General features: G+C 61.8%; 14 protein-coding genes. 12 read left to right on the top strand and 2 right to left on the bottom strand.

All coding sequences use genetic code 11. The features are described from left to right. The first annotated feature begins 35 nt into the window (after positions 1–35). The 7 genes from GJA_RS10160 to GJA_RS10130 all read left to right on the top strand — a co-directional run bounded on the left by GJA_RS10160 (position 36) and on the right by GJA_RS10130 (position 5,460). A complete protein-coding gene (locus GJA_RS10160) occupies positions 36–1,136 on the top strand; it encodes a patatin-like phospholipase family protein (RefSeq protein ID WP_081905326.1) in 1,101 nt (366 codons plus the stop codon). Positions 1,137–1,139: 3 nt separating this feature from the next. Continuing rightward, on the top strand, positions 1,140–2,264 hold the full coding sequence (locus GJA_RS10155; protein ID WP_081905325.1) for a ComEC/Rec2 family competence protein: 1,125 nt from the start codon (positions 1,140–1,142) through the stop codon (positions 2,262–2,264). A gap of 66 nt (positions 2,265–2,330) precedes the next feature. Continuing rightward, complete coding sequence (locus tag GJA_RS10150) at positions 2,331–2,768, top strand: MbcA/ParS/Xre antitoxin family protein (protein WP_038491694.1); 438 nt, start codon at positions 2,331–2,333, stop codon at positions 2,766–2,768. Next, complete coding sequence (locus tag GJA_RS10145) at positions 2,765–3,460, top strand: RES family NAD+ phosphorylase (protein WP_242404504.1); 696 nt, start codon at positions 2,765–2,767, stop codon at positions 3,458–3,460. The genes GJA_RS10150 and GJA_RS10145 overlap by 4 nt, the downstream gene beginning before the upstream one ends. Before the next feature lie 40 nt (positions 3,461–3,500). Next, positions 3,501–3,821, top strand: coding sequence for a DUF2288 domain-containing protein (locus GJA_RS10140; RefSeq protein ID WP_038491691.1), 321 nt, complete (start codon positions 3,501–3,503; stop codon positions 3,819–3,821). A 304-nt stretch (positions 3,822–4,125) separates the two neighbouring features. Next, on the top strand, positions 4,126–5,019 hold the full coding sequence (locus GJA_RS10135; RefSeq protein ID WP_144241475.1) for a hypothetical protein: 894 nt from the start codon (positions 4,126–4,128) through the stop codon (positions 5,017–5,019). Positions 5,020–5,031: 12 nt separating this feature from the next. Next, positions 5,032–5,460, top strand: a complete 429-nt coding sequence (locus GJA_RS10130; RefSeq protein ID WP_038491685.1) for a hypothetical protein — start codon at positions 5,032–5,034, stop codon at positions 5,458–5,460. A 39-nt stretch (positions 5,461–5,499) separates the two neighbouring features. Here the strand turns inward: GJA_RS10130 and GJA_RS10125 are convergent, their stop codons facing one another. Beyond that, entirely contained in the window at positions 5,500–7,512 is a 2,013-nt protein-coding gene (locus GJA_RS10125) for a bifunctional 2',3'-cyclic-nucleotide 2'-phosphodiesterase/3'-nucleotidase (RefSeq protein WP_038499351.1), read from the bottom strand. Between GJA_RS10125 and GJA_RS27775 the strand changes: the two genes are divergently transcribed. The 3 genes from GJA_RS27775 (at position 7,503) to lysS (ending at position 10,506) form a co-directional block, all read left to right on the top strand. After that, positions 7,503–7,850 carry a hypothetical protein gene (locus tag GJA_RS27775; protein ID WP_167541074.1) on the top strand — a complete coding sequence of 116 codons (348 nt, stop codon included), beginning with the start codon at positions 7,503–7,505 and terminating at the stop codon, positions 7,848–7,850. The two genes, GJA_RS10125 and GJA_RS27775, sit on opposite strands and share 10 nt — an antisense overlap. Then, positions 7,767–8,871 (top strand): peptide chain release factor 2 gene (prfB, locus tag GJA_RS10115; RefSeq protein WP_144241474.1). Its coding sequence is split into 2 segments (ribosomal slippage): positions 7,767–7,847 and positions 7,849–8,871, totalling 1,104 coding nucleotides; the frame shifts between segments, so codons are not numbered across the junction. The genes GJA_RS27775 and prfB overlap by 84 nt, the downstream gene beginning before the upstream one ends. A 105-nt stretch (positions 8,872–8,976) precedes the next feature. Next, the gene (gene lysS, locus GJA_RS10110; RefSeq protein WP_038491679.1) at positions 8,977–10,506 is read left to right on the top strand and encodes a lysine--tRNA ligase; all 1,530 of its coding nucleotides are present in this window, start codon (positions 8,977–8,979) and stop codon (positions 10,504–10,506) included. An 82-nt stretch (positions 10,507–10,588) separates the two neighbouring features. Here lysS and ppnN read toward each other — a convergent pair whose 3' ends face one another. Further along, positions 10,589–11,959 carry a nucleotide 5'-monophosphate nucleosidase PpnN gene (ppnN, locus tag GJA_RS10105; protein WP_038491677.1) on the bottom strand — a complete coding sequence of 457 codons (1,371 nt, stop codon included), beginning with the start codon at positions 11,957–11,959 and terminating at the stop codon, positions 10,589–10,591. Positions 11,960–12,272: 313 nt separating this feature from the next. Here ppnN and GJA_RS10100 point away from each other — a divergent pair, with 313 nt between their 5' ends. Together GJA_RS10100 and GJA_RS10095 are read left to right on the top strand one after the other, a co-directional pair. Further along, the gene (locus GJA_RS10100) at positions 12,273–13,781 is read left to right on the top strand and encodes a peptide MFS transporter (protein ID WP_038491674.1); all 1,509 of its coding nucleotides are present in this window, start codon (positions 12,273–12,275) and stop codon (positions 13,779–13,781) included. Positions 13,782–13,898: 117 nt separating this feature from the next. Further along, complete coding sequence (locus GJA_RS10095) at positions 13,899–14,576, top strand: UPF0149 family protein (protein ID WP_038491671.1); 678 nt, start codon at positions 13,899–13,901, stop codon at positions 14,574–14,576. The last annotated feature ends 49 nt before the right edge of the window (positions 14,577–14,625 follow it).

Genomic DNA, 14,625 nt, shown 5'->3' with positions numbered 1-14,625 from the left:
ACATGAAATGATGGCATGACCAGCCAGGCGAGGCAATGATGGCAGAGACAGGCACGGGATTGGCGCTATCGGGCGGCGGGTTTCGCGCCGCGCTGTTCAATCTGGGTTCGCTGTGGCGGCTCAACGAACTCGGCATGCTGTCGTCGGTCAAGCGCATCACCAGCGTGTCGGGCGGATCGATCACCAACGCCGTGTTGGCGCTGCACTGGCCGGAATTGCACTTCAGCGGCGGTATCGCGGACAATTTCAGTACCGTCGTGGCGCAACCGCTGATGCGCTTTTGCCTGAAGGGTATCGACATATCGGCTGGCTTGAGCGGCCTGTTTTCACCGCGCAGCGGCATAGGCGGACAACTCGAGGCCAGATACCGGCAAGGGCTGTTTGGCGCCGCGACACTGCAAGACTTGCCGGACGAAAGCAGAAATCCCGCCTTTGTCTTCTACGCAACCAGCCTGCAAACCGGCGCCAGCGTGCGCATGTCGCGCAAATACCTGGCCGACTACAAGCTCGGCATGCTGGACTTGCCGGCGCTGCCGCTGGCCCGCGTGGTTGCCGCGTCCAGCGGTTTCCCGCCATGGCTGTCGCCGGTCTATATCGACACCGATCCGTGCCAATGGCGCATCACGCAAGGCGCGCTGCGATCCGGCGATCCCGCTTTGCGCCGGCGCATGGTGCTGACCGATGGTGGCGTTTACGACAATATGGGACTGGAATCGGTATGGCGCCGCTACGACACCGTGCTGGTCAGCGACGCCGGAAAACCGTTCGCCATCAACCCCACGCCATCGTCGTCATGGCCGCGGCAATTGCTGCGGGTACTCGATATCTGTACCGAACAGCAGCGCGCGCTGCGCAAACGCCAGTTGCTGGGCGAATTGCACAATGGCGTGCGCAAAGGAGCGTACTGGGGCATCGCCAGCGCCATCGGCAACTACGGGCTGGCCGACCCGATGAGCCAGGATAGCGCGCGTTCACGGCAACTGGCCGGCATACGCACCCGGCTCAACCGATTTTCCGAGGAAGAACAAGGCATGCTGGTCAACTGGGGCTATGCGCTGGCCGATGCGGCGCTGCGGCGCCACCTGGCTCGCGGTTCAAAGGCGGGAGCCTGGCCGTTTCCGCAGTTTGCGCTGTGAACCATGGCAGCCATGTTCCGCATCGAATTTCTCGCTGCGCGCCACGGCGATTGTGTGTGGATAGAATATGGCGACCCCGCGCATCCCCACCGCATCCTGATCGACGGCGGACCTGCCTTTGCCTACCAGGCGCTAAGGCGGCGCGTGAACCGCCTGCCGCGGGGACAACGGCGCATCGACCTGCTGATCGCCACGCATATTGATGGCGATCATATCGAAGGCATCATCAAGCTGCTGCGCGACCGGGAGCTGCAACTGTCGGTCAGCGACATCTGGTACAACGGCCTGCATCAATTAAGCGGCGCGGCGACCTCCGGCCAACGGCTGGCGCAGCAAAGTTACGGGGTCGTGCAGGGAGAATATCTGAGTGCCTTGATACGCGCCCGCAACATCGCGTGGAATCGCCCTTTTAACGGCGGCCCGGTGATGGCGGCGCCGGGCCCGCTGCCGCCGCTGGTCCTGCCAGGCGAGGCCAGCGCCGTCATCCTGTCGCCGGCCGCGCCGCAACTGCGGCGCTTGCGCCTGAACTGGGACCAGGAATTGCTACGCGCCGGACTCGCTCCCGACAGCACCGAAGCAGACATGCAGCGCCTGGCGGCCATCAGGCGGCTCGCCGTTCCCAGCTTTGCCAGCGGCGCCGCGCTGGATGTCGAGGCGCTGGCCGCGCAGCCATTCAGCGCCGACCGCGCGCCCGCCAATGGCAGCAGCATCGGCCTGCTGCTCGAATACGGCGCGATTCGCTGCCTGCTGCCGGGCGATGCGCATCCGCAAGTCATCGAAGCCGCGCTCAAGCGCTTGCCGGGGATGCGGCAGCAAGCCAGGCTGCCGCTCGACCTGGTCAAGCTGCCCCATCATGGCAGCCGCGGCAATATCAGCCCCGCGCTGCTGCATCGCCTGTGCTGTCAACGTTATATCATTTCCAGCGACGGCAGTTACTTCAACCATCCCGATGCCGAGGCGATCGCCCGCGTCATCGTGCACGCGCCACGGCCGCTGGAGCTGCTGTTCAACTACCGCTGCGCGCGGACTGCGCCCTGGGATCAGCCGGAGTTGAAGGCGCGCTACGATTTTTCGACCCGCTACCCGGAACAAGCGGACGCCGGCATCAGTATTGAATTCACGCCTTGAGGAGCGCGCGCCACGCTTGCCACAAAACCTTTTATGGAGTATAAATAATCCATAAAAGGAGTGATGATGAATCTAGCCTACGCCTACCCCAAAAGCCGCTTTGAACCGGCCGTGCTGGTCGATCTGAACGCCAGGGCCGAGCGCGAGCGCTTGTCGAAATCCGCGCTGAAAGGCTTTTTCAAGCTGATCGCCGCCTGGAAGCTGCGCGACGAAGACGCCCGCGAATTGCTCGGCGGCTTGTCCAGCAGCGCGTTTTATGAGTGGAAAAAGAATCCCGACCGTATCCTGGAAGTCGACCGCATCACGCGCATTTCCTATCTGCTCGGCATTTACAAGGCATTGCACATCCTCTACGGCGACCAACTGGCCGATGAGTGGGTCAGCCTGCCGAACAAGAACCAGATTTTCGGCGGCCGCACGCCGCTGTCGCAGATGCTGGCCGGCGGCTTGCTGGCGATGCAAACCGTGCGCAAGCTGCTCGACGCCCGCCGCGGAGGGCTGTGACCTTGGCCGGCCCCGCCCTGCCGCCGCTCTCCGCGCTGCGCCAGTTCGACACCTGCCGGCTGCTACCCTCGCGTTTCGCCGACATGGAAGACTCGGTGCTGGCCCCGCTGTCCGACGATGCCGACCACCTGGGCGAGCTGTTCGAGCTCGATAACGCCACCAACGACCGCCTGATCGCCGAACACGGCGGCGCACCCGGCATCGGCGTCGATGAACTGGTGTTCGGCGTGCCGAACTTCCGCATCATCAACGCCGCCTACACGTATGCGCGGCCGGAAGGCAGCCGTTTCAACGATGGCGAACGCGGCGCATGGTATTGCGCATTCGACAGCGATACCGCGCTGGCTGAAATCGTGTTCCATAAAACCGTCGAATACATGGAAATCGGCCGTTTCGACGATAGCGTCAATTACCAGGCGCTGCTGGCCGACTTCAACGCCAGCTTCCACGATGTGCGCGGCTTGCCGCGCTTCGGCAATTGCCTGGACCCGGCCAGCTATATCCACTCGCAGCAGCTGGCCAAGCACCTGCTCGACGCCGGTTCGATGGGCCTGATTTTCCCCAGCGTGCGGCGGGCCGGCGGCATCAACCTGGCCTGTTTCCGGCCGGCCCTGGTCGGCAATGTTCGCAAAGGACAGGCCTATCGGTTAACATGGGCGGGTACGCCGCTGCCGGCAATAGCGTTGATCTGAGCGGCAGCGGCTTTTTTAATCATGTCATCCGAACACCATCATGCACACCAAACCTGAAAACGATACCGAACTGCGCGCCAAAGTCAATAGCGAAACCGCGCGCCTGCCCTGGAGCGAGCTGGAAAAACACTTCGCGCAAGGCAACGTGGTGTTTGTCGCCGACGAGCTCGACCTGGTCGACGTCGCGGTACGCATTTCACACGACGACAAGGCCAGCATCGTGCAATGGATGGCCGACGGCAAGGTGATGAAGGTATCCGATCAGCAGGCCCTGCACTGGCAGGCGGCCGACGCCAGCCTGTGGGCGGTGGTGGTCAGCCCGTTCATCCTGGTCCAGCAGGAAAAGCGCGTGACGCACTGATCAGCGCAATATGGCGCAGCGCCGGCAACAAAATCCACTTGCCAGGCAGGCCGGCACAAGCTCCCCTCCCTCCTTGCACGTGCCCGGACCGCGGTCCATGCGCGCCAGTCCGCCAGACGGACAATATACCGCCGCAATCCGGCAAACTGATCTTGCGCAAGCCACCCAACTGTGCCAGTGCTAAGGTTGATTGACAGTGCCAGGCGCGCGCGGCATTGCAGATGTCTTCACACATCGCATTTGTGAGATTTCGGCAGTGCAAGGCGCGCGGCATTGCAACCATCCACGCCGCATGGAGGAAATCGTGAAGTCCACCCATTTGCATTACCTGGGCCTGTGCCTGCTGACCGGCGGGCTGCTGGCCGGCTGCACCAACCTGGCGCCGGTGCGCACGTTCGCCGACCAGACCAAGAAAATGTCCGGCGCATTCGACCCGATGCTGGACGCCACCGTGAATAGTTGCACGGAAAAAATCAAGCGCAAAAAACTGATCGCCGGCGAACGCTACGACCCGCAAGAGGCCGACAACACGGCGCGCTCGTCCTGTGCCAGCCTGGACCGTAACAACAAGGTCATGGCCACGCTGAACGATTTACTGGCCCAATACGCCGACACGCTGGCGGCGCTGGCGGACGACAGGCTGCCCAACTATCAAACCGAATTCGACAGCCTGGGCGCCTCGCTGGGCGGCATCGCCAACAGCGAGTCGGGCGCGCCCTTGTTCGACGGCGACAAACTGGGCAAGGTGATGTCGCTGACCGCGCGCCTGAGCAGCGCCCTGACCGCCAACCTGGAAAAAGCAGGCATCCGCGACTTGCTCAACGAAGAAGACTCGATCAAGGTGATCACCAATGGCTTGAAGGAATATGCACAGGCCAATTACCGCGCCAGCCTGAATGACGAAGCCGGCGACATCGGCAAGCTGCGCATGCGGCTGGACCAGCTGGCGGTCAAGGAACCGCTGGCCAGCAATTACGCCAAGAGCATGCTGTTCATCGAAGAACACCAATTGGGCGCGCGCGCAAAAATCGTCGACGCCTACGTGGCCTCGGTCGATGAATTGCAAAAGACCATAGCCGAACTGCGCCTGAAACAAAACCAGCCCGACGATCCCGGCTTGAAACGGCAATTGGCCAATTTTTCAAAAGCCGTCGACAAGCTGCGCAAGCAAGCGGTTTTTTATAACAATGTACAGTAACAGGAGAATCTGATGGCCATCCCTACCCATACCGTACTGGACAAGGAAGAATCCTATGCGCTGGCCAACCTGCTGGCGCAGGCGTCAAGCCAGATCCTGGAATTGCGCATCCGCCAGCATGACAAGCTGACCTTGCAACAGCGCATCGACCTGGAAGGATATGAAGACCAGCTGGACCACGTGGCCTCGCTATTGCGCGCCTATGGCATCGTGCTGATCGCGGAAGGAGCGGAAGCGGCGATGCAAGGCGTCAGCGGCGCCATCGAGCACGCCAGACAGACCATCATGCGCATCGACCACATCAAGCAGGCAATCTCCGCCGCGGCGGCGCTGGTCGGCCTGGGCACGGCGCTGCTGGCGCGCGATCCGCAGGGCATCCTCGACGCGGTGCAAGGCTTGCACGCGATACAGGCTGCGGATCAGGCCGCGCCGGCGCCGTAAGCAGGACCCGTCGATCAAGGCGTGGCTTGCGGCCAGGCTTTATTTCGACAGATCGATGCTGTACAGCGCAAACCCCTTGCCGGCGCCATCGTCGGCTTGCGACATCGTCACATTGCGCAAGCCGGCCGCCTTGGCTAGATCGCCCATGTTCGGCGCCGAATGGAACACCACCGGCCCCTTGGTGGCCACCCTGGCGAACGACCAGCTGCGGCTGGAACCGTTGGCGGCCCGGCTCAGCGTCCTGGCCGCCGCGATATAGGCGATCAGCAATTCGCGATTATTGTCCGGCGACGCCAGAATAGTCTTGCTGCCGTCCAGGCCAGGGAAATTGCCGCCGCCGCTGGCGCGGTAATTATTGGTCGCGACCAGGAATTGCTGCGTTGCGGCCACCGGCTGGCCCCGGTACGTCAAATCCTTGATGCGCCGGCCCGGCGCCTGCGTAACGTCGATGACATAAGCGACATCCTGGCTGGTGATGGTATCGAAGTTATAGCTTGGGTAGGCCGTATTGATCAATTCCTGCGGCCCGGTTTTCGCTGGATCGATGGTATTAAACCGCTCGGCCGAACGTTCCAGCCACGCCTTCACTTCGGCCCCGCTCAGCTTGACGCCGTACAGCGAATTCGGATACAGGTACAAATCGGCGGCATTGTTCAGCGCCAGATTGCCCTCCTTGACGTCGGTATAGTCGCCGACGCCGGCCGAACCGCTCTTGAACGGCGACGACATCGACAGCACCGGCAAGCCGGCGTATTGCGGCAGGTTGGCCTTGACATAGCTGGCCAGGTAATCGCGCTGCGCCTGGTTCACCACCTGGATCGCGCTGACGTCGCCGACGTCGGCGAAATACGAGCTCATGCGAAAATCGGTCTTGCCGATCGGCGTTTGCACATAGCGGATGGTGGCCGCGTGCTCTGCCGCGACCAGCGCGGCGATGCGTGGATCCGGCGCGACATAACTCTTGTCGGGATTCTGGATGCTGCGCGCCTCGACCGTGGTCTTATTCCTGTCGACCGCCCACGCCTTGCCGTCGAACGTCAGGTGCAAGCCGATCACGCCCAAATGCTTGCCCCACAAATTGGCCATCACGGTCGGCACGCCGTTGACCAGGCCCCTGGCCTTGTCCACGCCCGGCAAATCGAATTGCGGGACGGTGCTGGCCGGATTCGGGAATACCTGGTGCGAATGGCCGATCAGCATCGCGTCGATGCCCGGCACTTGCGACAAATAATAGCTGCCGTTTTCCATCGTCGGCGAATACGGGCTGCCATCCAGGCCGCCGTGCGAAATGGCGACGATCAGGTCGGCGCCCTTGCTGCGCATCTCGGGCAGGTATTTTTGCGCGGTTTCGCGCACGCCTTCGGTATAGATATTCCCGGCCAGCCAGCGCTTGTCCCACGCCAGGATGGTCGGGGTGGTAAAACCGATGATGCCGACCTTGATGGTGGCCGTCAGCGGCTGGCCGTCCGGGCCGGTGGCGCTGACCTGCTTGTCGATGATGCGGTACGGCGCAAACAGCGGCTGGCGCGTCTTGACGCTGTAGACGTTGGCCAGCACTTGCGGAAAATCCGGTCCGGCGCAGCGCGGCTTCGATCCATCGACGCCGCCGACCTGGAACTGGCTGCCGGTGACCTGGCTCAAATACGCCAGGCCGTAATTGAATTCATGGTTGCCGATGCCGCCGCCATCGGCTTTCAGCAGATTCAGCGCCTTGTAGACCGCCAGCGGCTGGTCGCAGCGCACCGGCTGCACCAGCGCCTGGTAATCGGCCAGCGCGGTGCCCTGGATGGTGTCGCCGTTATCGAGCAGCAGATTATTGGCGTACTGCGCGCGCGCCTGGGCGATCAGCGTGGCGGTGCGTTCCAGACCGATAGCCGGTTCCGGCGCGAGCTTGTAATAATCGTAGCTGAGCACATTGCCGTGCAAGTCGGTGGTTTCCAGCAGCGCCAGCGTGGCGCTGGTTCCGGCCGGCGTGCTCTGCGCCGCCGGCGGCAAGGCGCCGCAGCCGGCCAATAGCAAGGGAAATAACAGGAAACCTCGGGATGGGCGCATGGTCAGGTCCGGTAGAGTCGATATCGACAGCATCATACGGCAGGCCGGCGCGCGCCATCAAGCGCCAGGTCAAGCGCCCGGAAAGCCGGGCGCGCGGCCCGGCGCCGCAATTGGGCGGGAAATTTGGACGTTTGCACAACAAAATCCGCCGTTTAAGGCACTGGATTGCACCTGATCCGTGCGCCGGCCATCGGAATTGCCCCGCGCTCGCGTATAATCCGGGGTTTGATTTCACCATAGAAGACCAGAATATCATGGAAGCCGAACGTATCAACTCCCTGTCCGCCCTGCTCGCCGATCTGACGACCCGCGAAGCCGAACTTCGGAGGTATCTTTGACTTCACTGTCAAGTCGGAGAAACTAGAGCAAGTCAATGAAGAGCTGGAAGATCCTACCGTCTGGAACGATCCGAAGCGCGCCCAGGACCTGGGCAAAGAGAAAAAATCGCTGGAAGCCGTGGTTTTCACGCTGACCAAGGCCGACGCCGACCTGCGCGACATGGGCGACCTGTTCGCCATGGCCCGCGAAGAGCAGGACGACGACACGCTGGAAGCGCTGATCACCGACGTCGAAGACATCCGCAGCGTCATCGAAGGCATGGAATTCCGCCGCATGTTCAACAATCCGATGGATGGCAACAACTGCTTCATCGATATCCAGGCCGGCGCCGGCGGTACCGAAGCCCAGGACTGGGCCTCGATGCTGCTGCGTCAATACCTGCGCTATTGCGAACGCAAGGGCTTCAAGGTCGAGATCCTGGAACAGTCCGAGGGTGAAGTCGCCGGCATCAAGACCGCCACGCTGAAGGTCGAGGGCGATTACGCCTATGGCTTCCTGCGCACCGAAACCGGGGTCCACCGCCTGGTGCGCAAGTCGCCGTTCGACTCGGCCAACGGCCGCCATACCTCGTTCACCAGCCTGTTCGTCTATCCGGAAGTCGACGATTCGATCGAGATCGACGTCAACCCGGCCGATATCCGGGTCGATACCTACCGCGCCTCCGGCGCCGGCGGCCAGCACATCAATAAAACCGACTCCGCGGTGCGCATGACCCACGCCCCGACCGGCATCGTGGTGCAGTGCCAGAACGACCGTTCGCAGCACCGCAACCGCGCCGAAGCGATGGAAATGCTGAAAGCGAAACTGTACGAACATGAGCTGCGCAAGCGCATGAGCGAACAGCAAAAGCTGGAAGACTCGAAGACCGACGTCGGCTGGGGCCACCAGATCCGTTCCTACGTGCTGGACCAGTCGCGCATCAAGGATTTGCGCACCGGTTTCGAAACCGGCAACACCAAGGGCGTGCTGGACGGCGATATCGACGAATTCATTTCCGCCTCGCTGAAACAGGGCGTGTAACAGATCTGCTCCGGGCGCTGTTCGCCGCGGCGCCGGCCATGCTTTAACACTGCGCCTTCAAAGCGCGCATTAAAATTGATTCAATCACCAAAGACAGACCCCATCATGACCACGGAAAACCAAGAACACGCCGCAGCACCCGATGAAAACAAAATCATCGCCGAGCGCCGCGCCAAGCTCTCCGCCTTGCGCGAACAAGGCGTCGCCTTCCCTAACGATTTCCGTCCTGAACACAAGGCCGCCGACCTGCACGCGCAGTACGACGCCAAGACCCGCGAAGAACTCGAAGCGGCGCCCGTCAGCGTGGTGCTGGCCGGCCGCATGATGCTGAAACGCGAAGCCGGCAAGAAAGCCGCCTTCGCCACGCTGCAAGACGCGTCCGGCCCGAAAGCCGACGGCCGCATCCAGATCTACGCCACGCTGGACCTGACCGGCGAAGCCGCGATGGCCGCGCTGCACCACTACGACCTGGGCGACATCCTGGGCGTGACCGGCACGCTGTTCAAGACCAAGACCGACGAACTGACCATCAAGGTCACCGAGCTGCGCCTGATCACCAAGTCGCTGCGTCCGCTGCCCGACAAATTCCACGGCCTGGCCGACCAGGAAACCAAGTACCGCCAGCGCTACGTCGACCTGATCATGAGCGAAGAAACGCGGCGCACCTTCAAGGCGCGCACCGCGGCGATTTCGTCGATCCGCCGCTTCATGGAAAAGAATGACTTCATGGAAGTCGAAACGCCGATGCTGCACACCATCCCCGGCGGCGCGGCGGCCAAGCCTTTCATCACCCACCACAATGCGCTGGACATGCAAATGTTCCTGCGCATCGCGCCCGAGCTGTACCTGAAGCGCCTGGTGGTCGGCGGCTTCGACCGCGTGTTCGAGATCAACCGCAACTTCCGCAACGAAGGCGTGTCGATCCGTCACAATCCTGAATTCACGATGATGGAATTCTACGCGGCCTACACCGACTACAAATGGCTGATGGACTTCACCGAAGCCGTCATCCGCCAGGCCGCGATCGACGCTCACGGCACCGCCACGCTGACCTACGGCGGCCGCGAGCTGGACCTGGCCAAGCCGTTCCACCGCCTGACCATCGTCGGCGCGATCAATAAATATGCTCCGCACTACAGCAACGAGCAATTGCAAGACGCCGAATTCATCAAGGCGGAATTGAAGAAGTTCGGCGTCAAGCCGTTCGCCAGCGCCGGCCTGGGCGCGCTGCAACTGGCGCTGTTCGAAGAAACCGCCGAGGCGCAGCTGTGGGAACCGACCTACATCATCGACTACCCGGTCGAAGTGTCGCCGCTGGCGCGCGCCTCCGACACGGTGGCCGGCATCACCGAACGCTTCGAACTGTTCATGGTCGGCCGCGAAATCGCCAACGGCTTCTCCGAGTTGAACGACGCCGAAGACCAGTCGGCGCGCTTCCTGGCGCAAGTGGCGGCCAAGGACGCCGGCGATGAAGAGGCGATGTTCTACGACGCCGACTACATCCGCGCGCTGGAATACGGCATGCCGCCGGCCGGCGGTTGCGGCATCGGCATCGACCGTTTGATGATGATCATCACCGACTCGCCGAACATCCGCGACGTGCTGCTGTTCCCGCACCTGCGCCGCGAAGAGTAAGCCGCAAGGCGAACTGAAGCGACGTAAAAAAGCCTCCCGGCTCGATCAGAACCGGGAGGCTTTTTTCATCGGCGAACCGAGATTACTGGATCACCCGGTAGCACGGCGTGTACGCCTTGCCGGCCAGTTTCATGCGGTGCTGCGCGACGAACGAGGCCAGCAGCGCATCCATCGGTCCCATGATCGCGGCGTCGCCGTGGATCTCGAAATGGCCGTGCTTTTCGATCGCGCGGATACCTTCATCCTTGACGTTACCGGCCACCACGCCCGAAAACGCGCGCCGTAAATTGGCCGCCAGCAAATGCGTGGCCTGGTTTTTATGCAGGCTCAGGTTGCGCATGTTGTCATGGTTAGGCGCGAACGGCTTCTGGAATTCCTGGTCGATCTTCAGCAGCCAGTTGAAATAATAGGCGTCGCTGTGGGCCTTGCGGAATTCGCGCACTTGCTTGATGCCATCCTGCATTTCACGCGCCACCAGTTCCGGATCGTCGATGATGATCTTGTAGCGCTGCAGCGCTTCCGGTCCCAGCGTGTCGCTGATGAACTGGTTAATCTGGATAAAATATTCGCGCGAGGTTTCCGGCCCGGTGAAAATCAGCGGGAACGGGATATGCGCATTGTCCGGGTGCAGCAAAATGCCGAGGATGTACAGGATCTCTTCGGCGGTGCCGGCGCCGCCCGGGAAGACCACGATGCCGTGACCGACGCGCACGAACGCTTCCAGGCGCTTTTCGATGTCCGGCATGATGACCAGGTCGTTGACGATCGGGTTCGGCGATTCGGCGGCGATGATGCCCGGCTCGGTGATGCCGAGGTAGCGGCCATTGTGCAGCCGCTGCTTGGCGTGGCCGATGGTGGCGCCCTTCATCGGGCCCTTCATCGCGCCCGGGCCGCAGCCGGTGCAGATATCCAGGCCGCGCAAGCCCATCTGGTAGCCGACTTCCTTCGAATAATTGTATTCGGCGCGGTTGATCGAGTGGCCGCCCCAGCACACCACCAGGTTCGGGTTCAGCTGGGTTTGCAGCACATTGGCGTTGCGCAAGATATGAAAGACCGCGTCGGTCACGCCTTCGGTGCTGTGCAAGTCGAATTTCGGGTTGCCGGTGACTTCATCGCTGACAAAGATAATGTCGCGCAGCACGGCAAACAAGTGTTCGTGGATGCCCTTGACCATCTTGCCGTCGACGAAAGCGATCGCCGGCGCGCCCTTGATCTCCAGCTTGATGCCGCGCTCGCGCTGGATGATGCTGATATCGAAGGATTCGTAGCGCTCCAACAATTCCTTGCCATCATCGATGGTGCTGCCGCAATTGAGTACCGCCAATGCGCAATTGCGGAAGGTGTTGTACAAGCCGCCCTGGCTAGTATCGAGCAATTTATTCACTTCAGTCTTGGAGAGCACGTCCAGGCGGCCCTCGGGTGAAACCAGAGTATCGACAACGTCATGTTCCATAGTGCGAAAATCCTTAATAAAAATCGATGCCCGTTTGGAGTTGCAATGCCAATATACGACAAGTCGGCAGTTTTAGGGCCCAGCCCGTCAAAATTGTCATTTAAACAGTAATATTTCGGCCGTATTTTCGGTGGGGCGCACGGTAATGTGGTCAGCAATGCATCGAAAATTTCGTCTGCGGCAATTTGTAGATTAGAATGCGTCCCTATTGGAATTTCAGCGCCTACGGTCATTCACAAGATCGCCCGCCGCGCCGGAGGGTTCCATAGGTTCTTTAATCGACAGACTATAAAAATTTTTCAGGAGAAACCGCATGAGCGGTGCTACTACGCCTACCACCACGGAAGCAGTCATTCCGGAGTTTAAGCAGATCATGGGTCACCCAAGCCCATTGTGGATGTTGTTCATGGCCGAATTCTGGGAACGCTTCGCGTTTTACGGGATACGCTGGGCACTGGTCTTGTATATCGTGGCCCAGTTCCATGGCGGCGATGCCTCCGGCCAGGCGGTCGCCAACCTGACCTACGGTTCCTACCTGGCGCTGGTGTATGCCGGCGCGCTGTTCGGCGGCTATGTCGCCGACCGGGTGATCGGCTATCAGCGCTCGATCCTGATCGGCGCCGTGTTCATGGCGGCCGGCCTGTTCATGATCTCGATCCCGCATCCCGACATCTTCAAGCTCGGCCTGGCGACCATCATCGTCGGCAACGGCATGTTCAAGCCGAACATCTCGACCATGGTCGGCAAACTGTACAAACTGGCCGATACCCGCCGCGACAGCGGTTTCACCATTTTCTACATGGGCATCAATATCGGCGGCTTCCTGGCCCCGATCGCTACCCAGTTGCTGGCGGAAGCCGTGTTCGGCACCGAATCCATGCCTTCATACAAGATGGTATTCATTTCGGCAGGCTTCGGCATGCTGGTCAGCCTGGTATGGTTCGCCATCGGCCGCCGTTCGCTGAAAGGCATCGGCGCCGCCGCGCCGCAAGCGCAAGGCTACTCGCGCGTCATCTACGTCGCTGTCGGCGCCTTGTTCGTGATCCCGGTGATGTACTTCCTGCTGGCCGTCGGCGCGGAAAGACTGCAAGCGGTATTGACCGTGCTGTTCATCGGCCTGGCCTTGATGCTGATGATCGAAGGTATCAAGAACGGCAAGGTGGCGCGCGACAAGGTCATCGCCATGCTGCTGATCTTCGCCTTCAACATCCTGTTCTGGATGTTCTTCGAACAGGCAGGCAGTTCGTTCACCTTCCTGGCTGAAAACATCGTCAACCGCGACCTGGGCTTCACCATCTTCCCGACCGCGTACTTCCAGAGCGTCAACTCGATCGCCATCATCGCTTTCGCGCCAGTCGTCGCCGCGGTGTGGATCATGCTGGGCCGCCGCAACCTGAACCCGTCGATCCCGCGCAAATTCGGCCTCGGCCTGATCGGCAACGCAGTCGCCTTCGGCCTGCTGATTTTCGCGCTGTCGGACCTGCTCGACGCTCACAACAAGATCCCGTTCTGGACCCTGTTCCTGGTCTACGTGATCCAGTCGATCGGCGAACTGTGCCTGTCCCCGATCGGCTTGTCGATGGTTACCAAACTGGCGCCTACCCGCCTGGTTGGCCTGGGCATGGGCGGCTGGTTCCTGTCGACCGGCATCGGCAACAACCTGTCCGGGATTTTCGCCAGCCACGTCAGCGGCGAAAGCGGCATGTCGGTCACGTCGGCGCTGTCCGGCTATACCTTCGGCTTCTGGTCGCTGCTGGGCGCGGGCGTGGTGCTGTTCCTGATCGCCCCGTTGATCACCAAACTGATGCACGGCGTAAAATAAGCCGCTTGCAAGCGATAAAACGGCGGCCCCAGGGCCGCCGTTTTTGATTGCGCGGGCGCTACAATAGCGCCAACGGCCACGCCAACGGCCACTCCATCAACCACAGCAAAGATTTCCATGTCCAGCCTCTCCGCCACCACGCCCCTCTCCGACGACGAATACGCCGAACTCGACACCCTGCTGGCCGCGCCCGCCCTGGCGGGCCGCGCCATGGATGTGTCGATGCTGGAAGGCTTGCTGACCGCGGTCGCCCTGAGTCCGAATCCGATCGCGCCCGAACAATGGCTGCCGTGGATGTGGGACAAGGCCGCCGGCGCGGCGGCCCCGGAAGCGGGCGATGCCACGCAAGGCGCCAGCGCGCTGGCGCGGCGCCACCACGCCTATATGGTCGAATGGCTGGCAAAGGATCCGGACAGCTTCGAGCCGATCTACGCATGCGGCCCGGAATGGGGCGTGCCGGCCTGGTGCGCGGGTTTTTTGCTGGGCACGGCGCTGGACCAGCCCCAGTGGGCGGCCTTGCATGCCAGCCACCCGCACTACCTGGCGCCGTTCCGGCACCTGGCCGCCGCCTGCGAACTCGATGACGCGGCGGCTGAAGCGGCGATGGATGGCGTGGTGCCCGCCGTGATCGCCATCAACGCGGCCTGGGCCCGCCAGCGCCACCTGAAACAAAACCAGCCAGGCGCCACCGTGCTGCGCGACCTGCCGAAAACCGGCCGCAACGACCCTTGCCACTGCGGCAGCGGCAAGAAGTACAAGAAATGCTGCGCCGATGGCGACAGCGCGGCCGGCTGAGGTATCTACCCCGGCGGAGAATCCCCGCCCCCCCGGCAAAAAAAGCGGG

Origin of the sequence: Janthinobacterium agaricidamnosum NBRC 102515 = DSM 9628 (genome assembly GCF_000723165.1) — a bacterium.
In the GTDB taxonomy this organism is placed as follows: domain Bacteria; phylum Pseudomonadota; class Gammaproteobacteria; order Burkholderiales; family Burkholderiaceae_D; genus Janthinobacterium; species Janthinobacterium agaricidamnosum.
The sequence above is the reverse complement of the archived record's forward strand: the minus strand, read 5'-3'. Positions and strand labels throughout refer to the sequence as shown.